Genomic DNA, 21,634 nt, shown 5'->3' on the forward strand with positions numbered 1-21,634 from the left:
TCGCGGCCGGCTTTCGCCATGAAGGCCGATGAACTCCCCTCTGCCAGCCAGCACACGCCAGCGGCTCGACGAATTGCTCGTCCAGCGCGGCCTGTTTGCGAGCCGCTCGCGCGCCCGCGACGCGGTCGAGCGCGGCACCGTGATGGTCGACGGCGTGGTCGCCCGCAAGCCCGGCCAGACGGTTCTGCCGCACTGTCTCATCGTCATCGACGACCCGGCGCAGGGTTATGTCTCACGCGCGGCGCTGAAGCTGATCGCCGGGCTCGACCATTTCAGTCTCGATCCCGCGGGCAGTGAAGCCCTCGATATCGGCGCCTCGACAGGCGGCTTCACCCAGGTGCTGCTCGAACGCGGCGCGGCCCATGTCACTGCCATCGATGTCGGCCACGGCCAGATGCATCCCGGTGTCTCGTCCGACCCGCGCGTCACCGTGATCGAGGGCCTCAACGCTCGCGAGCTCGCGGCTGCCGATCTCGGCGGCCGTATCCCCGATTTCATCGTCTCCGATGTCAGCTTCATCTCGTTGAAACTGGCGATGCCACCGGCGTTGGCATTGGCACGGGACGGCGCTCGTGCGGTGTTTCTGGTCAAGCCGCAATTCGAGGCCGGCCGCGAGGCGATCGGCAAGGGCGGTCTTTTGAAAGACCCTTATGACGCCGCCCGTGTGGCCGGCTTGCTGCAGGAATGGCTCGAAGGCGTCCCTGGCTGGCGTACATTGGGCTTGCACATGTCGCCGATCGAAGGCAGGGACGGCAACCGCGAATTCCTGCTTGCCGGGATCAAGGATGCCGGGACCAAGGATGCCGGGACCAAGGACCGATGAGCACGGGCTTCACCATCAAGAGACTGGGTTCGCAGGGCGACGGCGTCGCCGAGACGGAAACCGGCGAGCTGTTCATTCCCTTCACCCTGCCCGGCGAGACCGTCACCGCCGCGCGCGAGAGGGATCGCGCCATGCTGATGGCGGTATTGGAGACGTCGCCGCTGCGTATCGATCCGGCCTGCCGGCATTTCACCGAATGCGGCGGCTGCGCCGTCCAGCATCTGCAAGCCGACGCTTACCAGCAATGGAAACGCGACAAGGTCGTGCACGCCTTGAAAGGCATTGCCGGCGACATCGGCGCCCTGGTGCCGTGTGCGCCACACACACGCCGCCGCGTCGTGCTTGCCGCCAGGCGGGCCAACACAGGCATGCTGCTTGGCTTCCATCGCCATCTGTCGCCGGAAATCATCCCCATCGAGGAATGTCCGATCTCACTGCCGGAGATCGTTGCCGCGCTCGATCGTTTGAGGTCGGTCGCCGACCTGGTTTGCGCCACCACCAAATCGTTCCGGATGGCGGTCACTGTGACGGGCTCGGGGCTTGACGTCGCTGTCTATGAGTCGGGCAAGCTGGGCGAGAACCAGCGCCGGGTCGCCTCCAACTTCATCATGGCCAATGGCTTTGCCCGGCTTTCGATCGACGACGAGATTGTCATCGAGCCGAAAAAGCCGGTGGTCATGTTCGGCACCGTCGCTGTCGCCATACCGCCTGGCGCCTTCCTGCAGGCAACGCAAGCCGCCGAGCAGACGATGGCCGATCTCGTTGGCGGACATCTGAAGCGGGCCAGGAAAGTCGCGGATCTTTTCGCCGGCTGCGGCAGCTTTGCGCTTCGGCTGGCGGCCAAATCCGAAGTCCACGCGGTCGAAGGCGACGCGGCAGCCCTTTCGGCGCTCGACCGCGGATCGCGCTTCGCCACCGGCCTGAAGCGGGTAACCGGCGAACGCCGCGACCTGTTCCGGCGGCCGCTGACGTTCAAGGAGCTGAATGCTTTCGATGGCGTCGTCTTCGACCCGCCGCGCGCCGGCGCCGAGGACCAGTCGAAGCAGATCGCCCGCTCGGATGTGCCGTTCGTCGCCGCCGTCTCCTGCAATCCGGTGACGCTGGCACGAGACCTGCGCATCCTGATTGACGGCGGCTACATCTTGAAGAGCGTCACGCCCATCGACCAGTTCCTGTGGTCGCCGCATGTCGAGGCCGTGGCGCTGCTGGAGAAGCCGAAACGGCGACGTTAATCCGCCGATTTTCACAAGGCCGTGCTTGAGTTTGCCGCCCCCCGCAAGACGTAGCCGGCTGGCAAACTAGCCTTCGCGAACGCTTTCGTACCCGGCCGCTTGTGCGGCCTTGATGAACTTACGGTCGAAGGACACAAATGCTGAGCAGTGCGAGGACTTGCCCAGATGGAGCGCATCGGCGAAATCCATTCCCGTCTCGGCTAGATCGACCGCGGAAGAGACCATCGCAGCATCCTCTATCTCGACAGTGGGAAGCCCGCCGAACACCCGCAGTGCATTGACGATCGAGGCCTGATCATAACCATAGCCGCTGCGCAGCACCCACTCAGCCTCCAGGATCACCGTGACGGCGACGAAAACGGGCTGACCGTCGATCAGCCGCCGGGCTCGCGGGGACTGCTCGGGATCGTCGTTCGTCAGATACCTGATGACAACGTTGGTATCAATCGCGAGCATGGCGCCGCCGTGCTTCAGCAAGGACGGCCGCGTCCATCTCCTCCAAGGTCTTCGGTCTGCCACTGTGCGGCAGGACACCAAAGACATCTTCTGGTCGTGTCGGGGCAAAGGCAGGCGCCGGTCTCAAAAGTACACCGTCCGGTGTGTCTTCGACCTGCAGGCGCGTGCCCGCGCCCCAGTCCCTCCGTTTGCGGATAGCGCTGGGCAGGATGACTTGTCCCTTGGTCGAGACGGTCGTTATAAGCTTTTCTATTGCACCCATTGCGGTATTACCCTTGTGTAAGACAAAGGTAAGATATCCCTGTGAGGGGAACTATTCAAGCCCGCCGACGTCTCCTCGCTCAAACCCTGGTGCCGCCGACCGTCATCTGGTTCATCCTGAGATGCGGCTGGCCGACGCCGACCGGCACGCCTTGTCCGGCCTTGCCGCACATGCCGATGCCGGTGTCGAGTTTCATGTCGTTGCCGATCATCGACACACGGTGCATGGCGTCCGGTCCGTTGCCGATCAGCATGGCGCCCTTGATCGGCTGCGTCACCTTGCCGTTTTCGATCATGTAGGCCTCGGTGCAGCCGAACACGAACTTGCCTGAGGTGATGTCGACCTGGCCGCCGCCGAAGGATACGGCATAGATGCCGTTCTTGACCGAGGCGATGATCTCATCCGGCTCCATGTCGCCCGCCGTCATATAGGTGTTGGTCATGCGCGGCATCGGCTGGTGCGCATAGCCTTCGCGCCGGCCGTTTCCCGTGGCTTTCATGCCCATCAGCCGGGCGTTCTGGCGGTCCTGCATGTAGCCGACAAGCTTGCCGTCCTCGATCAGCACATTGCGGGCCGAAGGCGTGCCTTCATCGTCGACGGTCAGCGAACCCCGCCGCTCCGGCATGGTGCCGTCATCGACCACGGTAACGCCCTTGGCGGCGACCTGCTGGCCGAGCAGGCCGGCAAAGGCGGAGGTCTTCTTGCGGTTGAAGTCGCCCTCCAGCCCATGGCCGACGGCTTCGTGCAGCATCACGCCTGGCCAGCCGCTGGACAAAACGATGTCGAACGTTCCGGCCGGCGCGGGAATGGCTTCGAGATTGACCAGCGCCTGCCTGAGCGCCTCCCTGGCCGCATGCTTCCAGGCGTCCTCGACCAGGAACTCGCCGAACGCCTTGCGCCCGCCCATGCCATAGGAGCCGCTTTCCTGGCGGTCGCCGTCGCCGACGACGACGGAAACGTTGATGCGGACCAGCGGGCGGATGTCGCGCACGATCTGGCCGTCGGCGCGCACGATCTCGACATGCTGCCAGGACGCCGCGAGCGAGGCCGTCACCTGGCGCACGCGCGGGTCCTCGGCGCGCAGCCATGCGTCGATTTCCTGCAACAGCTTGGCCTTGACCTCGAAGGAGGGCGAGGGGATCGGGTTCTCCTCGCCATAGAGATGGCGGTTGGTGCGCGCGGGTGCCGCGGCAAGCGTGCCGGAATAGCCGCCCCTGACTGTCGAGACGGCGTCGGCGGCGCGCAGCAGCGACGCCTCCGAAAGATCGCTGGAATGAGCGTAGCCGCTGGCCTCGCCGGCCACGGCGCGCAGGCCAAAACCCTGGTCGGTGTTGAAATTGGCGGTCTTCAGCCTGCCATTGTCGAACATCAGCGCTTCGCTCTCGCTGTATTCGAGGAACAGTTCGCCGTCGTCGGCGCCGTTCAGTGTGTCGGCGACGATCCGCTTGATGCGATCGTCTGAAATGTCGAATTGGCCGGTCAGGCTGTTCATGGCAGGTCCGCTCACAGGAGGAATGGTGTTGCCACGATGTAGGCGCGAAGACGCGCCTGCACAATCCGCAATGACGATCCGCAGCAGGTAGGAGCGGGTAGCCCCGCCCCTGAACATGACATCCATCTTGAAGTTCGACCCGTCACCCGAAAAGGCCTTCACCCAGCGATATTTCTTGTTCCATTCATTGGCCTGGTCGGCCGTGAAGGGGTCGGTATAGCCCGAGGAGAACTGGATCGACTTGCACTTCTCATGGTTTTCGCAGCCATATTTCATGCCCTGAAGCCGGCCCGAGACCATCGGATCGCCCCGTCGTCCTTGTCCATCTTGGCCGAGCCATAGCCTTTCGCAAGCTCGAAAATGACGGCCGGATCGGGCGCCGTGATGATTTCGGAATCCTCGGCAAAGGCGACGGAAACGGCGCCGGTCAGGATCAGACCGGTCGACAAAAGCAAAGAACAAGCACGCATGATGACCCCCACAGCCAAAGATCAAACCCGTGGGAATTGTGAGGAAAGACGGTTTCGCAAGCATCAAGCTCAGGGCAGGGCGGCAAAACCGTCGGCGAAGCCCTTGAGGTCGACGGGGATGCCGATGCCTTCTTCCGGCGTCTGGAAGACGATGAAGGTGGCCGACGTCCCGGTCTTCAGCGTATCGAGCAGCGGCTTTTCGAGAATGACCTCGGCATAGCAGCCGTCCTGGAAGCAGCGCACGAAATAAGCGCGGCCGATATCCTTGCCGTCGACATTGAGGCCCAGGCCATTGGGCAGCAAAACGCCGAGCGGCGCCAGCACGCGCAGGATCTCGGCCTTGTTGTCGGCGGTGCGCAGGACGACGACGGACAGTCCCATTTCCGGGCGATCCTCGGCAACGACGTTCTGCATCATCACGCATTGTTCCGAGGTGGCGCCGGCCGGCGTGTCGCAGATGATCGACCACGCGCCATGCGTTGACTTGACCGTGCCGCTGGGCTGCGCTGCATTGGCGACGCCGGTTGCGGACGAGCCGATACCGATCAGGGCGGCGAGAAAAACGACCTTCGCCCCGCTTCTCGAAAGCCAAGCGCTTTTCGAATGCCAGGCGCTCTTCGAATGCCAGGCGTTTCTCGAAAGCCAAGAGGTCATGACGGCTCCATTGCGAATCACGGCACTTTAAGCCGCGCCAAGGCCAAGTAAAGGATAGGGCGACCGCCGGTCAGCCCCGGCAGGCGCAATAATGCGCTTTTCCCTAGCAAATTCGCCCGAATTGCGACCGTCAGGCGCATTCCGGACACAAGCCCGCATAGCCTGTCTGTCGACGACCCGCGCGGGCACGAGGCCGTCGAAACAGCGCGGCAGCACTTGCGCGCAAAAATGCCGCACGGTTTCGCCCGCTCCTTTCTTGCGGAGGGAAATAGAGTATGGTTTGAACCACCCTTGGGACTGTCCGGGATTCCCATCCCGGCATTGTTCGATATTCTTGCGTCGCGATCGCGAGGAACCGGGAGATGAAGAGGGCGATGAGAAAATTCCCAGCAAGCGCCAAATTGATGGCAACGGCAGGCGCCGCCGCCGCATTTTTCGCCGGTGCCTCCGCCCATGCGGCCCAGCCGCAGCCGTGGGAGATGACTTTTCAGCCGCCGGCGACAGACATGATGCGGCAGATCGAGTGGTTCGGGAACTACACGATGTGGTTCGTCGTCCCGATCACTGCTTTGGTTCTGGCGCTTCTCGCCTGGTGCATCTTCAGGTTCCGCGCCAGCAAAAACCCGGTTCCGTCCAAGACCAGCCACAACACGCTGATCGAGATCATCTGGACAGTCGGGCCGGTCGTCGTCCTGCTGTTCATCGCCATTCCCTCGTTCCAGTTGCTGACGGCGCAGTACACGCCGCCGGAAGAGGCCAAGCTGACCGTCAAGGTAACGGGCAATCAGTGGAACTGGGACTATGAGTACCAGACCGAGAACACGCTCTCCTTCAACTCGGCCATCCTGCAGGACGCCGACCGCGCCGCGATCGGCAAGGAAGACCGCAAGGTCTATCCGCGCCTGCTGGCGGTCGACAACGAGCTGGTCGTGCCGGTCAACACCATGACGCGCGTCCTGGTTACCGCAGCCGACGTGATCCATTCCTTTGCCGTTCCGGCCTTCGGCATCAAGATGGACGCGGTTCCCGGCCGCACCAACGAGACGTGGTTCAAGGCGGAAAAGGAAGGCATCTATTACGGCCAGTGCTCGCAGCTCTGCGGCAAGGACCATGCCTTCATGCCGATCGCTGTCCGCGTCGTATCCGATGCGCAGTACAAGACCTGGCTGGCAGCAGCCAAGACCGACCTCCCCGGCGCCAACAAGGCGCTGATGGCCGAGGTCGACGGTACTAACAAGGTAGCGGCCGCCGGCAATTGATGCCGCGGGTTAGCAAGAATTAGGGAACGGAGCCGACCATGGCAGAAGCTGCAGCTCACGACGACCACGACCACAAGCCCTATCATGGCTGGGTCCGGTGGGTGTACTCCACCAACCACAAGGACATCGGCACGCTCTACCTGATCTTCGCGATCTTCGCGGGCATCGTCGGCGGCGCGCTTTCGGTCGTCATCCGCATGGAGCTGCAGGAGCCGGGCATCCAGATCTTCACCGGTCTGGCGCAGATGGTCTATGCCATGAACGGCGATGCCGCCATCGACGGCGGCAAGAGCATGTACAACGCCTTCGGCACCGCGCACGCGCTGATCATGATCTTCTTTATGGTCATGCCGGCGCTGATCGGCGGCTTCGCCAACTGGATGGTGCCGATCATGATCGGCGCGCCTGACATGGCCTTCCCGCGCATGAACAACATCTCGTTCTGGCTGCTGCCGCCGGCCTTCCTGCTGCTCATCGCTTCGGCTTTCATGCCGAGCGCGCCCGGCGCCTATGGCGTTGGCGGCGGCTGGACGCTCTATCCGCCGCTGTCGACCTCCGGCCAGCCCGGGCCGGCCATGGATCTGGCGATCCTGTCGATCCACATTGCCGGCGCGTCCTCGATCCTCGGCGCCATCAACTTCATCACCACCATTTTCAACATGCGCGCGCCGGGCATGACGCTGCACAAAATGCCGCTATTTGCCTGGTCGGTTCTGATCACCGCCTTCCTGCTGCTCTTGTCGCTTCCGGTTCTGGCCGGTGGCATCACCATGCTGCTTACCGACCGCAATTTCGGCACCACCTTCTTCGCCCCGGATGGCGGCGGCGATCCGATCCTGTTCCAGCATCTGTTCTGGTTCTTTGGTCACCCCGAAGTGTACATCCTGATCCTGCCGGGCTTCGGCATCATCAGCCACATCGTCTCGACCTTCTCGAAGAAGCCGGTGTTCGGCTATCTCGGCATGGCCTACGCCATGGTCGCGATCGGCGCCGTCGGCTTCATCGTCTGGGCGCACCACATGTACACGACCGGCCTGTCGCTCGACACGCAGCGCTATTTCGTCTTTGCCACCATGGTCATCGCCGTGCCGACAGGCGTGAAGATCTTCTCCTGGATCGCGACGATGTGGGGCGGCTCGATCTCGTTCAAGACGCCGATGCTGTGGGCGCTGGGCTTCATCTTCCTGTTCACGGTCGGCGGTGTCACCGGCGTCCAGCTCGCCAATGCGGGCCTCGACCGCTCGCTGCATGACACCTATTTCGTCATTGCCCACTTCCACTATGTGCTGTCGCTTGGCGCGGTCTTCGCCATCTTCGCCGGCTGGTACTACTGGTTCCCCAAGATGACCGGCTATATGTACTCGCCGGTGATCGCCAACACCCACTTCTGGGTCACCTTCGTCGGCGTCAATTTGATCTTCTTCCCGCAGCATTTCCTCGGCCTCGCCGGTATGCCGCGCCGCACCATCGACTATCCCGACGCGTTCGCCGGCTGGAACATGGTGTCGTCCTACGGCTCCTATATATCGGCCGTCGGCGTGGTGATCTTCCTCTATGGCGTGTTCGAGGCCTTCCAGAAGAAGCGCGTCGCCGGCGCCAATCCGTGGGGCGAGGGTGCAACGACGCTCGAATGGCAGCTGCCTTCGCCGCCGCCCTTCCACCAGTGGGAACAACTGCCGAAGATCAAGTAAGGCAGCCCGAATACGAAACCGCCGGCCCGCCGGCGGTTTTCGGCCAACGGAATGATTGGACTTATGTACGCATGGCCCTTGTCGACGACCCAATGATTGACGAAGCGGGCTTTCGCATGTCGGAAGCCACGTCGGGCGATTTCTTCGCCCTGCTGAAGCCGCGCGTCATGTCGCTGGTGGTGTTCACGGCCTTTGTCGGCATGGTCGCTGCACCCGTGACCATCAACCCGCTGCTGGCGGTGATCGCCATCCTGGCCATTGCCATCGGCGCCGGCGCCTCTGGTGCGCTCAACATGTGGTACGACGCCGACATCGACGCAGTAATGAGCCGGACCGCCGGCCGCCCGGTACCCTCCGGCCGCATCCTGCCCGGCGAAGCCCTGAGCTTCGGCCTTGTGCTTTCGGTGCTGTCGGTGATGACGCTGGGCGTGCTGGTCAACTGGCTGTCGGCGGCGCTGCTTGCCTTCACCATCTTCTTCTACGCCGTCGTCTACACGATGTGGCTGAAGCGCTCGACGCCGCAGAACATCGTCATCGGCGGCGCCGCCGGCGCCATCCCGCCGGTCATCGGCTGGGCCGCGGTGACCGGAACGGTGAGCCTGGAAAGCCTCGTCCTGTTCCTGATCATCTTCCTGTGGACGCCGCCGCACTTCTGGGCGCTGGCGCTGTTCAAGTCCGACGACTACGCCAAGGCTGGCATCCCGATGATGCCGAACGTTGCCGGCCAGGCCTCGACCCGCCGCCAGATCTTTGCCTACGCCCTGATCCTGGCGCCGATCGGCGTGCTGCCCTGGTTGCTCGGTTTCACCACCGCCATCTATGGTGTCGCATCAGTGGCTCTCGGCGCCGGCTTCGTCTGGTATGCCTGGAAAGTGCTGTGCATGACCGATAGCGACCGCGTCATGAAGCCGGCCAAGGCTCTGTTCGCCTATTCGCTGCTCTACCTCTTCGCCATCTTCGCCATCTATCTTGCCGACTGTGTCGTCGGTCGCGCTTTGGCCATCGGTGGAGCATGACCATGATCGACAAGAAGCTTGAACTGGTCACGCTGACCGAAAGCCAGAAGAAGGCGCGGCGCAACCGTTCGGCGGCGATCGGCGTCGCGCTGGCGATTCTGGTCGTCATCTTCTACGTCGCGACCATCGTGAAATTCGGCCATACCGGATGAGGCCGATGATGACCCGCCAGACCGTGACCGATCCCAGGAAGAAGAACACCAACCGCGTCGTCGCCGCCGTCTGCGTCGCCTTCTTCGGCGGCATGATCGGCATGGCCTACGCCGCGGTGCCGCTCTACAAGATGTTCTGCCAGGCCACCGGCTATGGCGGCACGACGCAGCGCGCCGAAAAGCAATATGCCGGCCGCATCCTCGACCGCGACATCACCGTGCGCTTCGACGCCAACACCAACGGCATTCCGTGGCAGTTCCAGCCGGTCGCCCGTTCGGTCACCATCAAGATCGGCGAGACCACGCAGGCGCATTACAGCGCCACCAACAAGTTCGACCGCGCCGTTACCGGCCGCGCCACCTTCAACGTGCAGCCGGAACTGGCAGGCCCCTACTTCAACAAGGTCGAGTGTTTCTGCTTCACCGACACGACGCTGAAGCCCGGCGAGACGCTGGACATGCCGGTCGTGTTCTATGTGGATCCCGATATCGTCAACGTGCCGGAACTGAAGGACTTGAAGACGATCACCCTGTCCTACACGATGTTCCTGGTCCAAAAGAACAAGCCGGTGGCGTCATCGACGCCGGACAGCAGCAGCAAAGTTTCAGATACCGAAGCAAATCTCGGGGGTTGATATGGCAGACGCGCACGCAAAACCACAACACGACTACCATCTCGTCAACCCGAGCCCGTGGCCCTTCCTGGGGTCGATCGGCGCGCTGGTGACTGCAGTCGGCGGCGTCGCCCTGATGCAGTATCTCAAGAACGGCGATTTTCCGATTTTCGGCCACAACATCGCGAACCCATGGCTGTTCTTCATCGGCCTGGTCATCGTCCTCTACACGATGTTTGCCTGGTGGTCGGACACCATCAAGGAAGCGCATGAGGGCCACCACACGCGCGTCGTGTCGCTGCATCTGCGCTACGGCATGATCATGTTCATCGCTTCGGAAGTGATGTTCTTCGTTGCCTGGTTCTGGGCCTATTTCGATGCCAGCCTGTTTCCGAGCGAAGTGCAGAATTACGCCCGCACCGCTTTCACTGGCGGCGTCTGGCCGCCGAAGGGTCTCGAAGTCCTCGATCCCTTCCATCTGCCGCTCTACAACACCATCATCCTGCTTCTGTCGGGCACCACGGTGACATGGGCGCACCATTCGCTCATCCATGGCGACCGCAAGGGCCTGATCAACGGCCTGGTGCTGACCGTCGGCCTCGGCATGCTGTTCACCATGGTGCAGGCCTACGAGTACATGCACGCTCCGTTCGGCTTCAAGGATTCCATCTACGGCGCCACCTTCTTCATGGCGACCGGCTTCCATGGCTTCCACGTCATCATCGGCACCATCTTCCTGCTGGTCTGCCTGATCCGCGCCTGGAAAGGCGACTTCACGCCCAAGCAGCATTTCGGCTTCGAGGCGGCTGCCTGGTACTGGCACTTCGTCGACGTGGTCTGGCTGTTCCTGTTCGCATCGATCTACGTCTGGGGATCGGTCGGCGCGGTGATCGAAGGCCACTGACGGCTTTCACCGAACCGACAAATCAGAAGGGCGGTCGCGGCAACGCGGTCGCCTTTCTTCTTTTCGGCGCCCCATCAATGGCCAACGGATTCGGCTGGTCGGGCTGGCTGCTTCAATTGGTCGACTGGACCGATGGCTGCATTGGGGTTACCGACTGCGACATGGACGAAATCTGGACTATGGTGCCGGATGGAACGCTGATCGAAATCGAGCCGTAAAGCATGACTATCCATGAGTGAAGATAGGGCGATCTGGCCACCCATTGAGCCGATCTCGGCCGGCCTGCACGGACGCTGCCCGCGCTGCGGCGAAGGACGGCTGTTTTCCGGCTTCCTCACCGTCGGCAAGCGCTGCAACAATTGCGGCCTCGACTATTCCTACGCCGATGCCGGCGACGGCCCGGCGGTGTTCGTCATCCTGATCATCGGCTTCATCGTCGTGGGGCTGGCGCTGTGGGTGGAGGTCACGCTGAGCCCGCCGCTCTGGCTGCATTTCATCATCTGGATACCGCTGGCCGTGGGACTGTGCCTGACGGCGCTGAGGTTGATCAAGGGGGTGCTGCTGACGCTTCAATACGCCAACAAGGCGGCCGAAGGCCGCCTGGACCAGGGGCAATGAGCGAGGCGCTGACCAAGCCCGCCGGCCGCTCGCGGCCGAAGACGGCATTGCTGCTCGGCCTCGGCCTGGTGGTGTTCGTCATCCTGCTCGGGCTTGGCACATGGCAGGTGCAGCGCCTGTACTGGAAGGAAGCCCTTCTGCAGACCATCGACCAGCGCACCCATTCAGCGCCGCAGCCGCTGGCGGACGTCGAGAAGGAATTCGCCGCCACCGGTGATGTCGACTACACGCCGGTCACCGTCAGCGGGACGTTCCTGCACTCCGGCGAGCGGCATTTCTACGCCACATGGGACGGCGACGCCGGCTTCAACGTCTATACCCCGCTGGCCCTCGACGATGGCCGCTATGTCCTGATCAACCGCGGCTTCGTTCCCTATGATGTCAAGGATGCCGCCAAGCGCCCGCAAGGGCAGGTGACCGGCAAGGTCACGGTCACCGGCCTGGCGCGCAACCCGCTGCCGGCCAAGCCGTCGATGATGCTGCCCGACAATGACGTGGCCAAGAACATCTTCTATTGGAAGGATCGTGACGTCATGGCGGCGAGTGCCGGCCTGCCGGCCGGTGCCTTGCTGGTGCCGATCTTCATCGACGCCGACAAGACGCCGAACCCGGGCGGGCTGCCGGTCGGCGGCGTCACCATCATCGACCTGCCGAATTCTCATCTGCAATATGCCTTCACCTGGTATGGCCTGGCGGCGGCTCTTGCCGCGGTTCTGATCATCAGGCTGCGCCGTCCGGCAAAGACTGAATGATCCAGTGCATGATCCCGAAAAGTGGGAACCGGTTTCGGACAAGATCATGCTCCAACAAAGAGTTAGATCAGGTTGACCATTCAACCTGATCCAACTGCCCTTGACAGGGCAGGGGTGCACACCTCATTTCGCCAAACGATACGATCAACCGATCTGGAATCATGCTGCAGACCGCCACAAAACCACCGCTGACGATCCGGCTCTGCCAGCCGCGCGGCTTTTGCGCCGGTGTCGACCGCGCGATCCAGATCGTCGTGCTGGCGTTGAAGAAATACGGCGCGCCGGTCTATGTCCGCCACGAGATCGTGCACAACCGCTATGTCGTCGAGGGCCTGCAAAGCCTTGGCGCGGTTTTCATCGAGGAACTCTCGGAAATCCCGGCCGAGCACCGCAAGTCGCCGGTTGTCTTCTCAGCCCACGGCGTGCCGAAATCGGTGCCGGCCGACGCCAAGGCACGCGAGCTCTTCTATCTCGACGCCACCTGCCCGCTGGTGTCCAAGGTGCACAAGCAGGCGATGCGCCATCAGCGGCTCGGCCGCCATGTGCTTCTGATCGGCCATGCCGGCCATCCCGAAGTGATCGGCACCATGGGCCAACTGGCTGAAGGCGCCGTCACGCTGATCGAGACCGAAGCCGACGCTGGGACCTTTGCCCCCGCCGACCCGGAAGCGCTCGGCTTCGTAAGCCAGACAACGTTGTCGGTCGAAGACACTGCCGGCATATTGCGGGTGCTGCAGGAGCGCTTCCCGCAACTGCATGCACCGGCCGCCGAATCGATCTGCTACGCCACCACCAACCGCCAGGAAGCGGTCAAGGAAACCGCCGCCGGCGCCGATCTCTATCTGATCGTCGGTGCGCCCAATTCCTCCAATTCGCGCCGTCTTGTCGAAGTGGCGGAGCGCGCCGGCGCCACCATGTCGCTTCTCGTACAGCGCGCCGCCGAAATTCCGTGGAATGACATCACGAATATCTCGACGCTCGGCCTGTCTGCCGGCGCGTCGGCGCCGGAGATCATCGTCGACGAGATCATCGACGCCTTCCGCCAGCGCTTCGAGGTGAACATCGACCTGGCGATCACGGCCACCGAAACGGAGGATTTTCCAGTCATGCGGGTTCTGCGCGATGTCGAACTGACGCGGGCCGACATGGCCTTCGTCAACGGAGCCGCGTGAACAGCCCATGGCGGTCTACACCGACGTCAATGAGGGCGAACTCGGCGCGTTCCTGAGGGCATATCCAGTCGGCGAACTCTTGTCCTACAAGGGTATCGCCGAAGGCACGGAGAATTCGAATTTCCTGCTGCACACCTCAAGCGGCTCTTACATACTGACGCTCTACGAGAAGCGCGTCGACAAGGCCGACCTGCCGTTCTTCCTCGGCCTGATGGGCCATCTCGCCCGCAAAGGCATTTCCTGCCCGCTGCCGGTGACCGCGCATGACGGCACCGTCATCGGCACGCTGGCCGGCCGTCCCGCGGTCATCATCACCTTCCTCGAAGGCCTGTCGCTGCGGCGGCCGACAGCGGCGCATTGCGCCGAGGTCGGCAAGGCGCTCGCCGCCCTGCATTTGGCCGGGCAGGATTTTGCGATGACGCGTGACAACGCACTGGCCATCGAGGGCTGGCGCAAATTGTGGAACGCCTCGCGCGACCGAGCCGACGAGGTCGAGCCGGGACTGGCGGCCGAGGTCGACGCCGATTTCGCGGATTTCGAACGCCATTGGCCGCAGGGCCTTCCTGCCGGCATCATCCATGCCGATCTGTTTCCCGACAATGTCTTCTTCCTCGGCGAGAAACTGTCCGGCCTCATCGACTTCTATTTCGCCTGCCACGACCTCTACGCCTATGACGTCGCCACCTGTCTCAACGCCTGGTGTTTCGAGAAGGATTTCTCCTTCAACCTGACCAAAGGCACGGCGCTGCTGGCCGGCTATCAGAGCGTGCGGCCTTTGAGCGATGGCGAGAAAGCAGCGCTGCCGATGCTTTCGCGCGGTTCGGCGCTGCGCTTCATGCTGACCCGGCTCTATGACTGGCTGACGGTTCCAGAGGGCGGGCTGGTCATGAAGCGCGATCCGACCGAATATATCCGGCGCATGCGCTTCCACCGCGCGATCAGGTCGCCTTCGGAATACGGACTGACATGACCAAGCAGGTTGAAATCTTCACCGACGGCGCCTGCTCGGGCAATCCCGGTCCCGGCGGCTGGGGCGCCATCCTGCGCTTCAACGGCAAGACCAGGGAATTGTCGGGCGGCGAGGCCGAGACGACCAATAACCGCATGGAGCTGCTGGCCGCCATCTCGGCGCTGAATGCGCTGAAGGAGCCGTGCGCCGTCGAGCTTCACACCGACAGCAAATATGTCATGGACGGTATCTCCAAATGGATCCACGGCTGGAAGAAAAACGGCTGGAAGACCGCTGACAAGAAGCCGGTCAAGAACGGTGAACTGTGGCAGGCGCTGGATGAGGCCAATCGGCGCCACAAGGTGACCTGGAACTGGGTCAAGGGCCATGCCGGCCACACCGAGAACGAACGCGCCGACGAACTCGCAAGGGAAGGCATGGCGCCGTTCAAGAGGGGCTCAGCCAAACCTGCGGCGCCGAAAGTGGCGCTGAAGCCGGGGGCATCCGAGAAGCAGCCGGCGCCACGGGCACGGCGCTCGACCCAAAGCTATTGAGCTCAAGCTATCGGCAGGGGATCTCACTCATGCCGATCGTATACTACATCACCCATCCCCAGGTTCAGATCGATGCCAACGTTCCCGTGCCGCACTGGGGGCTGTCCGAGATCGGACGAGCGCGAGCATCAGCTATGGTCGATCAGCCATGGGTCGGATCGATCCGCCGTGTCGTCTCGTCGGCCGAGCGCAAGGCGATCGAAACCGCCGAGATCCTTGGCAAACACCTCGGCCTCGCGGTCGAGGTGAAGGAGCGCATGCATGAGAACGATCGGTCGGCAACCGGCTTCCTGCCGCCGCCGGAGTTCGAGGCGGTCGCCGACCAGTTCTTCGCCAATCCGCACAAAAGCATTCGCGGCTGGGAACGGGCCATCGACGCCCAGCAACGCATTGTCAGCGAGGTCGAAACGGTGCTGGGTGCTGCCGACGGCGGCGACATTGCCTTCGTCGGCCATGGCGGCGTCGGAACGCTCTTGCTGCTCTCGCTCAGCGGCCGCGCAATCAGCCGCGCGGCGGATCAGCCGGCCGGCGGCGGCAATTACTTCGCCTATGATGTCGGCACGCGCCGCGTCGTCCACGGATGGCGGCCGATAGACAGTCTGGCGCCGCGCTAAAGCGGATGTCAGGAGATCATCGATACCGTAGCCGCGATGAAGCCGCTGGCGACCAGCGGATAGAACCTGTCCTCAGCGGATCAGCAGGGCCGTGCCGTAGAGGCCGAGCGCGAACACCGTGTGCGAGATCACGTTGAAGGCGCGGATCTGCATCGCGTTGGGGCGCTTTGACGCAGCCCAGCCGGCGCCCATGCCGGGCGCCAGCAGGAACCAGCCGGCGCCGATGGTGACCATGCCGAGGATGAAGGCCGGCAGGAAGGTCGGCGCGTCCAGCCATGCCGTGCCCGCCAGCGCCACCAGGATGAAGCCGTAGACGATGCCGGTGACATAATGGAAGGCCCAGCCCAGCGCCTGCTCATGCGCATAGGGTGCGGCATGGGCGATATCGTCGTGGAAAACCTTGCCTTCCCTAAGGTGCCAGACCCAGCGGCCGGGCGGCCCCCAGTTCGGCCGCGGCTGGCTGAGCGCCAGATGCAGGAACAGCGCCCAAAGATCCATCAGCACCGTGGCGCCGATGCCGATCGCAACGCTGCGCCAGATGATGTCAAACATCGTCGATGTCCCCCAAAGCAGGCAATCCGGCTGGAAGCGCGTCGTCGTCAGGCCATGGCGCTCATGAGCCGACGCGGCCGCCGCGGTTTAGAGCTGGCTCAGAATGTGAGCGGCACCCGATGTGTCGACTCCTGGCTTGGTCTCGACATTGAGCGCCGTGACCTTGCCGTTGTCGACGATCATCGAGAAGCGCTTCGAGCGCAATCCCATGCCGCCGCTGGAATAGTCGGAGTCGAGGCCGATCGACCTGGCGAAGTCGCCATTGCCGTCGGCGAGATAGAGGATCTTGCCTTGACCGCCGGTGAAATTGGCCCAGGCGCCCATGACATGGACATCGTTGACGGAGACGACGGCGATGGTGTCGACGCCGCGGGCCAGGATGGCATCGTGGTTCTCGAGATAGCCCGGCAGATGATTGTTGCTGCAGGTCGGCGTGAAGGCGCCTGGAACGCCGAACAGCACGACCTTCTTGCCCGCGAAAATCTCGGCCGAGGTGATCACCTTGGCGCCGTCGGCGGTCATTTCCTTGAAGGTCGCATCGGGCAGTTTGTCGCCAACGGCAATCGTCATGATGGTCCTCGTGTGAAAAGCAGGGAAGGTTTCTTGCGATAGCGAAATCGGGCATCTCCCGCAACCGCCGACAAGGCCTGGATCAAGGGAAAGCCCTGATCGGGTTCGGTATCAGGGGAACGGCAGAACGCCCTCGACCGCGCCTTCGGCACTTGTCAGGGTGTAATACAACCCGCCATCGGTCGGTGTCGTCGACGGCCGGTCGAGGATCGGAATGGTAAATACCAGCCGGCCGTCCTTTTCGCTGCGTGCAGGCGCCCCGAACATATAATCGCGTCCCCCGGCGACGAATAAATCCGCCGCCTCCGGATCTCCGGGAAAAGTCGCCTCGACCATCAGCGTCTCATGGTCGCCCGGCAGCACCTTGATCCCGAAATCGGGCTTGGCAGGCGCGGGCAAGGTGGCGAGTGCAGCCTTCACCAGCGCCGCATCCTCGGCATTGTCGGGATCGGCGGCGGGATCGACGCTCAGCCGCGTCTGCACCGGAATACAGATCGTCTCGCAGATGCCAAGAAAGATGTCGGCATCGATGACGGCCGCATCCCCAGGCGACGACAAAGTGAATGTCACCGGCAGCGAGACCGGATGGTTGTAGCCGGCCCATTTGCCGTAGCCGTCGTCATGGCGCTGCGGCGGCGGGAAGGAAAACGCCGCATCGGTGATGTTGGTGCTGGCCGAAACGTCGATCTGCGGCGGCACGCCGGCGTCGCCCGGATCGCGCCAATAAGTTTTCCAGCCGGGCTTGAGCGCGATGTCGAGCACGCCCTGTATGCGACCGGCCTCGTCGGCCTTGCCTGTTGTCACCAGCCGCACCTTGCCGCCTTCGCTGTTGTACCATTCCGACGAGGAGGCGGCGGCGGGCAGGACTGCTCCGCATCCGATAGCAATACCGAGCAGCAGGATTTTCAAGCTTTGCATGGCGTTGATTTGATCGTCAGTTCATGGCCGCGCAATGTTTTCATGGCGCTCTGCGTATCATATTTGCGTGACCTTCGGGCAAGGAACAGTTGGCTTCAAGCAATCGGCCGAGTGAAGTTCGCAGTCAAGATTCCGTTGTTCCAACCGTTGGGCTTTGGCCGAATCGCACGCGGCGCATCTTTTCGGCGTCCCGGAAACGCGTTACGCTCCCGTCCATGGACTTGTTGCGCCACAAAAAGACGGCCGGTGGACGCGGCTTTCTTGACGACCAGTTTCTGATTGCCATGCCCGGCATGAAGGACGATCGCTTCACGCGCTCGGTCATCTACATCTGTGCGCACAGCGATGAAGGCGCCATGGGCCTGATCATCAACCAGACGCAGCAGATGCTGTTTCCCGATCTTCTGGTGCAGCTCGGCATCATGAACGAGCAGGAGGCGATCAGGCTGCCGGCGCAGGCTCGCGACTTCGTCGTGCGCAATGGCGGCCCCGTCGACCGTAGCCGCGGCTTCGTCCTGCACTCGGGCGACTACCGGGTGGAATCCTCGCTCACCGTCTCCGACGATATCTGCCTGACCGCGACGGTCGACATATTGCGCGCCATCTCGTCCGGCCGCGGCCCGCGGCGCGCGTTGATGGCGCTCGGCTATTCCGGCTGGGGCGCCGGCCAGCTGGAAACCGAGATCGCCGAGAATGGCTGGCTGACCTGTCCGGCCACGCCGGAGCTGCTGTTCGACGCCGACATCGAGCGGAAGTACGACCGCATCCTGGCATCGATCGGGATTGATCTGGCGCATCTGAGCCTGGCCGCGGGGCACGCCTGAGGCCTCGCATTCGCCGACGTTCCGCCGAACCTTCGCCACTAGCCGAAGCCGCCCGCCACTTTCGTCATCCTAGGGTCTGCGCTGCGTCGCTGCGCTCCTTGCTTCGCCCCAGGATGACGAAGGCGCGGTCGCTTCAGCTAATTTTCGGGGTTCATTCCAATGTAGCCACGCGCCTGCACGACGCATGCCTCACCCATCACGCCTGCGTCATCGGGTACTGCTCTTTCAACGCCTTCAGCACCTGGTCGCCTGGCATCGGCGCGCCGAACATGAAGCTTTGCACATACTCGCAGCCCATCTGGCGGAGTTCCAGCGCATCGCTTTCGTCGGAGATGCCCTCGGCCACCACCGACAGGCCGAGTTCATGCGCCATGTTGACCATGGATTTGAGCAGCACCGCCCGCTTCGGCGTCGCGTCGTCGACGAAGCTCTTGTCGATCTTGATGGTGTCGAAGGGGAAGCGGGTCAGATAGGCGAGCGAGGAATAGCCGGTGCCGAAATCGTCCAGCGACAGGCCGATGCCGAGCTGCTTGAGCTTGGTCAGCACATGCGAGGTTTGCTCTGGATTGTCCATGACCAGCGATTCGGTAAGTTCGAGCCGGAAGCAGCGCGGCTTCAGATTGGCGCGCGCGATGACCGAGCGGACATCGCTGACCAGGTCGCGGCGGATCAGCTGGCGACTGGACAGATTGACCGACACCGACAGCGGCGTGTCGCCGATCTGCTTTTGCCAACCGGCGAGGTCTTCGGCCGCCTGCTGCATGGCAAACAGCCCAAGCTGCACGATCAGGCCACAGCTTTCGGCGACCGGGATGAAATCGCCGGGCGGGATCATGCCGCGGCGCGGATGGTCCCAACGCAGCAGCGCTTCGAAGCCGGCAATGCTGCCGTCCTCCAGCCGCACGATCGGCTGGTAGGCAAGGGTGAATTCGCGCCGCTCGATGGCGCGGCGCAGATCGGATTCGAATTGCAGCCGGTCGGTGCCGACGGTGCGGAAGGCCGGCCGGAACGGCTCGATCCTGTCGCCGCCGAAGCGCTTGGCCTGGTGCATGGCAAGCTCGGCGTCCTTGACCATGTCTTCTGCCGAAGTCTGCGCCGAGGTCCAGGTGATCAGGCCGATCGAGGCGGTCAGCACGATCTCGCGCTTGGCGAAGGTGATCGGGTTGTTGATGGCGTGCTTGATGGCGTCTGCCACCGCCGCGATGCGGGAGGGTTCCTGTTCGGAGAGCAGCATCAGGGCGAACTGGTCACCGGCAAAGCGCGACAGCGAATCCTTCGGTTTCAACAGCCGGTGCAAGCGGCGCGCAATGGTGAGCAGGATGGTGTCGCCGGCCGAGATGCCAAGCCCGTCATTGACCTGCTTGAAACGGTCGATGTCGATGACGAAGACGGTGGGGCGCACCTTCTCTTCGGTGCGCGCGATCGAGATGATGGCTTCCAGCCGGTTCATCAGAAGTTCGCGGTTGGGCAGGCCGGTCAGATTGTCGTGAACGGCATCGTGCAGCAGCCTTTCCTCGGACTTTTTCTGCTCGGTGACGTCGACCATGGTGCCGACGCAGCGAATCACTTCGCCGTCCGAGCCGATCACCGGCCGCGCCCGAAGCAAGAACCAGTGGTAGTGCCCGTCGGCGCCGCGCAGGCGGAAATTCTGCGAGACCCGGCCGCGCCGATGTTCGAGCACCACGTCGAGGGTGGTGCGGAACGTGTCGCGGTCGTCGGCATGCAGCACCGGCAGCCAGTTGCGGGCCGCACCCCCCAGGCTGTTGGGCGCCAGGCCAAGCTGGATGCTGACGTCGGGCTTGGTGACGACGCGGTCGCGCAGCACGTCCCAGTCCCACACCGTGTCGCCGGAGCCGGCGACGGACAGCGCCTGGCGCTCAAGATCGGAGAACAGGCCCTGATGCAGCGCGCCGCCGGCAAAGGCATGCTGCATGACGGTGAAGCCGATCAAAAGGATGATCAGGATCAGCCCGCCGCCCAATGCCGGCTGGGCGATGTCGTTGTCGAGCATGCCGGTGATTGCCATCCACGACCCGCACAGCCATAGCAGCACCATCACCCAACTGGGCACCAGCATGATCGCACGGTCGTAACCACGAAGACCGAGCAGGATGATGAGGCCGAGCCCGGTCAGCGCGGTGGCGGCAAAGGACAGCCGGGCAATACCGGCGGCGACGGCCGGATCGATGATGGCCACACCCGCAATCAGCACCAGGCCGAGGATCCAGACCAGCGCGCCATAGCTGAAATGGCCGTGCCACCGGTTGAGGTTGAGATAGGCGAACAGGAACACCACGAAGGTCGCCGCAAGCGCCACCTCCGTTCCCGCCCGCCACATCTGCTCGTTCCCGGGCGATATCTCTATGATCTTGTTTAGAAAGCCGAAATCGACGCAGATATAGGCAAGTACCGCCCACGCAAGTGCGGCTGTCGCCGGAAACATCGAGGTTCCCTTGACGACGAAAAGGATGGTCAGGAAGAGCGCCAGCAGCCCGGCGATGCCGATGACGATGCCGCGGAACAGCGTATAGGAATTGACCGAGTCCTTGTAGGCTTCCGGCTCCCATAGATAGACCTGCGGCAGCTTCGGCGAGGCGAGTTCGGCGATGAAGGTGATCACCGTTCCCGGGTTCAGCGTCACCCGGAACACGTCGGCGTCGGAGCTTGACTGGCGGTCGAGCGCGAAGCCCTCGCTGGGTGTGATCGCGGCGATGCGGGTGGCGCCGAGATCGGGCCAGAAGATGCCGGAATTCACCAGCCTGAAATGCGGCGCCACGATCAGCCGGTCGAGCTGCTGGTCGGTGGTGTTGGCGAGCGCGAACACCGCCCAGTCGCCGCTCGAGCGCGCGTCATTGGCCTCGACCTCGATGCGCCGCACGATGCCGTCGGGACCGGGCGCGGTCGACACCTGGAAGTTTTCGCCCTGATTGACGTAGATCTGGACGGCGCGCGACAGGTCGAGCGCGACATCGTCGCGGGCAATCTTGATCGGTTCGACGGCGAAGGCCGGGAGCGCCGCGCAAAGCGTGACGACAACCGCCAGAACAAAGGCCAACAGCGACCCGTTTCGCAGGAAATTCGTCAAA

The 21,634-nt window shown here is 63.2% G+C and carries 25 protein-coding genes; 16 read left to right on the plus strand and 9 right to left on the minus strand.

The features are described 5' to 3' along the window. Window positions 1–28: 28 nt before the first annotated feature. Window positions 29–823: a TlyA family RNA methyltransferase gene (locus tag NKI31_RS22400; RefSeq protein ID WP_352652558.1), complete on the plus strand. Its 795-nt coding sequence runs from the start codon at window positions 29–31 to the stop codon at window positions 821–823. Then, the gene (locus tag NKI31_RS22405) at window positions 820–2,055 is read left to right on the plus strand and encodes a class I SAM-dependent RNA methyltransferase (protein WP_352626071.1); all 1,236 of its coding nucleotides are present in this window, start codon (window positions 820–822) and stop codon (window positions 2,053–2,055) included. The genes NKI31_RS22400 and NKI31_RS22405 overlap by 4 nt, the downstream gene beginning before the upstream one ends. Before the next feature lie 66 nt (window positions 2,056–2,121). Here NKI31_RS22405 and NKI31_RS22410 read toward each other — a convergent pair whose 3' ends face one another. The 5 genes from NKI31_RS22410 to NKI31_RS22430 form a co-directional block, all read right to left on the minus strand. Beyond that, on the minus strand, window positions 2,122–2,511 hold the full coding sequence (locus tag NKI31_RS22410) for a type II toxin-antitoxin system VapC family toxin (protein WP_352652590.1): 390 nt from the start codon (window positions 2,509–2,511) through the stop codon (window positions 2,122–2,124). Beyond that, window positions 2,498–2,773, minus strand: a complete 276-nt coding sequence (locus NKI31_RS22415) for an AbrB/MazE/SpoVT family DNA-binding domain-containing protein (protein WP_081725433.1) — start codon at window positions 2,771–2,773, stop codon at window positions 2,498–2,500. Before NKI31_RS22415 ends, NKI31_RS22410 begins: the two co-directional genes overlap by 14 nt. A 79-nt stretch (window positions 2,774–2,852) precedes the next feature. After that, on the minus strand, window positions 2,853–4,265 hold the full coding sequence (gene tldD, locus NKI31_RS22420; RefSeq protein WP_023735580.1) for a metalloprotease TldD: 1,413 nt from the start codon (window positions 4,263–4,265) through the stop codon (window positions 2,853–2,855). Window positions 4,266–4,537: 272 nt separating this feature from the next. After that, window positions 4,538–4,735, minus strand: coding sequence for a hypothetical protein (locus NKI31_RS22425; RefSeq protein ID WP_155923284.1), 198 nt, complete (start codon window positions 4,733–4,735; stop codon window positions 4,538–4,540). Between the two features lie 69 nt (window positions 4,736–4,804). Then, on the minus strand, window positions 4,805–5,389 hold the full coding sequence (locus NKI31_RS22430) for an invasion associated locus B family protein (RefSeq protein ID WP_023668422.1): 585 nt from the start codon (window positions 5,387–5,389) through the stop codon (window positions 4,805–4,807). A gap of 362 nt (window positions 5,390–5,751) precedes the next feature. Between NKI31_RS22430 and coxB the strand changes: the two genes are divergently transcribed. The 13 genes from coxB to NKI31_RS22495 all read left to right on the plus strand — a co-directional run bounded on the left by coxB (window position 5,752) and on the right by NKI31_RS22495 (window position 15,684). Then, window positions 5,752–6,648 (plus strand): cytochrome c oxidase subunit II, encoded by an 897-nt coding sequence (gene coxB / locus NKI31_RS22435; RefSeq protein ID WP_050485823.1) that lies wholly within the window; start codon window positions 5,752–5,754, stop codon window positions 6,646–6,648. A gap of 38 nt (window positions 6,649–6,686) precedes the next feature. After that, entirely contained in the window at window positions 6,687–8,339 is a 1,653-nt protein-coding gene (gene ctaD, locus NKI31_RS22440) for a cytochrome c oxidase subunit I (RefSeq protein WP_352652559.1), read from the plus strand. Between the two features lie 71 nt (window positions 8,340–8,410). After that, window positions 8,411–9,355 (plus strand): heme o synthase, encoded by a 945-nt coding sequence (locus NKI31_RS22445; RefSeq protein ID WP_023692074.1) that lies wholly within the window; start codon window positions 8,411–8,413, stop codon window positions 9,353–9,355. Next, window positions 9,352–9,507: a cytochrome c oxidase system small membrane protein gene (locus NKI31_RS22450; protein WP_023668418.1), complete on the plus strand. Its 156-nt coding sequence runs from the start codon at window positions 9,352–9,354 to the stop codon at window positions 9,505–9,507. The genes NKI31_RS22445 and NKI31_RS22450 overlap by 4 nt, the downstream gene beginning before the upstream one ends. 8 nt (window positions 9,508–9,515) lie before the next feature. Further along, window positions 9,516–10,142, plus strand: a complete 627-nt coding sequence (locus NKI31_RS22455) for a cytochrome c oxidase assembly protein (protein WP_352652560.1) — start codon at window positions 9,516–9,518, stop codon at window positions 10,140–10,142. Window position 10,143: 1 nt separating this feature from the next. After that, window positions 10,144–11,025 (plus strand): cytochrome c oxidase subunit 3, encoded by an 882-nt coding sequence (locus NKI31_RS22460; RefSeq protein ID WP_023668416.1) that lies wholly within the window; start codon window positions 10,144–10,146, stop codon window positions 11,023–11,025. A 77-nt stretch (window positions 11,026–11,102) separates the two neighbouring features. Next, window positions 11,103–11,243, plus strand: a complete 141-nt coding sequence (locus NKI31_RS22465; protein WP_023668415.1) for a L,D-transpeptidase family protein — start codon at window positions 11,103–11,105, stop codon at window positions 11,241–11,243. 13 nt (window positions 11,244–11,256) lie between these two features. After that, window positions 11,257–11,643: a DUF983 domain-containing protein gene (locus NKI31_RS22470; protein ID WP_023685423.1), complete on the plus strand. Its 387-nt coding sequence runs from the start codon at window positions 11,257–11,259 to the stop codon at window positions 11,641–11,643. After that, complete coding sequence (locus NKI31_RS22475; RefSeq protein ID WP_352652561.1) at window positions 11,640–12,395, plus strand: SURF1 family protein; 756 nt, start codon at window positions 11,640–11,642, stop codon at window positions 12,393–12,395. Before NKI31_RS22470 ends, NKI31_RS22475 begins: the two co-directional genes overlap by 4 nt. A 161-nt stretch (window positions 12,396–12,556) precedes the next feature. Then, a complete protein-coding gene (gene ispH, locus NKI31_RS22480; protein WP_023692071.1) occupies window positions 12,557–13,567 on the plus strand; it encodes a 4-hydroxy-3-methylbut-2-enyl diphosphate reductase in 1,011 nt (336 codons plus the stop codon). Between the two features lie 7 nt (window positions 13,568–13,574). Next, complete coding sequence (locus NKI31_RS22485) at window positions 13,575–14,537, plus strand: homoserine kinase (protein WP_023668411.1); 963 nt, start codon at window positions 13,575–13,577, stop codon at window positions 14,535–14,537. Next, entirely contained in the window at window positions 14,534–15,070 is a 537-nt protein-coding gene (gene rnhA / locus NKI31_RS22490) for a ribonuclease HI (protein ID WP_023668410.1), read from the plus strand. The genes NKI31_RS22485 and rnhA overlap by 4 nt, the downstream gene beginning before the upstream one ends. Window positions 15,071–15,099: 29 nt before the next feature. Beyond that, entirely contained in the window at window positions 15,100–15,684 is a 585-nt protein-coding gene (locus NKI31_RS22495) for a histidine phosphatase family protein (RefSeq protein WP_352652563.1), read from the plus strand. A gap of 72 nt (window positions 15,685–15,756) precedes the next feature. On the opposite strand, the gene NKI31_RS22500 is transcribed toward NKI31_RS22495, so the two are convergent. The 3 genes from NKI31_RS22500 to NKI31_RS22510 all read right to left on the minus strand — a co-directional run bounded on the left by NKI31_RS22500 (window position 15,757) and on the right by NKI31_RS22510 (window position 17,724). After that, the gene (locus NKI31_RS22500) at window positions 15,757–16,236 is read right to left on the minus strand and encodes a DUF2938 domain-containing protein (protein WP_023732091.1); all 480 of its coding nucleotides are present in this window, start codon (window positions 16,234–16,236) and stop codon (window positions 15,757–15,759) included. Between the two features lie 87 nt (window positions 16,237–16,323). Then, complete coding sequence (locus NKI31_RS22505) at window positions 16,324–16,806, minus strand: peroxiredoxin (RefSeq protein WP_023698522.1); 483 nt, start codon at window positions 16,804–16,806, stop codon at window positions 16,324–16,326. A 111-nt stretch (window positions 16,807–16,917) separates the two neighbouring features. Then, window positions 16,918–17,724 carry a protein-disulfide reductase DsbD domain-containing protein gene (locus tag NKI31_RS22510; protein WP_023706670.1) on the minus strand — a complete coding sequence of 269 codons (807 nt, stop codon included), beginning with the start codon at window positions 17,722–17,724 and terminating at the stop codon, window positions 16,918–16,920. 215 nt (window positions 17,725–17,939) lie between these two features. On the opposite strand from NKI31_RS22510, the gene NKI31_RS22515 reads away from it, so the two are divergent. Beyond that, window positions 17,940–18,548 carry a YqgE/AlgH family protein gene (locus tag NKI31_RS22515; protein ID WP_023668405.1) on the plus strand — a complete coding sequence of 203 codons (609 nt, stop codon included), beginning with the start codon at window positions 17,940–17,942 and terminating at the stop codon, window positions 18,546–18,548. A gap of 196 nt (window positions 18,549–18,744) precedes the next feature. On the opposite strand, the gene NKI31_RS22520 is transcribed toward NKI31_RS22515, so the two are convergent. Beyond that, entirely contained in the window at window positions 18,745–21,633 is a 2,889-nt protein-coding gene (locus tag NKI31_RS22520) for an EAL domain-containing protein (protein WP_352652564.1), read from the minus strand. Between the last annotated feature and the right edge of the window lies 1 nt (window position 21,634).

Source organism: Mesorhizobium sp. M0659 (genome assembly GCF_040320605.1).
GTDB lineage: Bacteria > Pseudomonadota > Alphaproteobacteria > Rhizobiales > Rhizobiaceae > Mesorhizobium.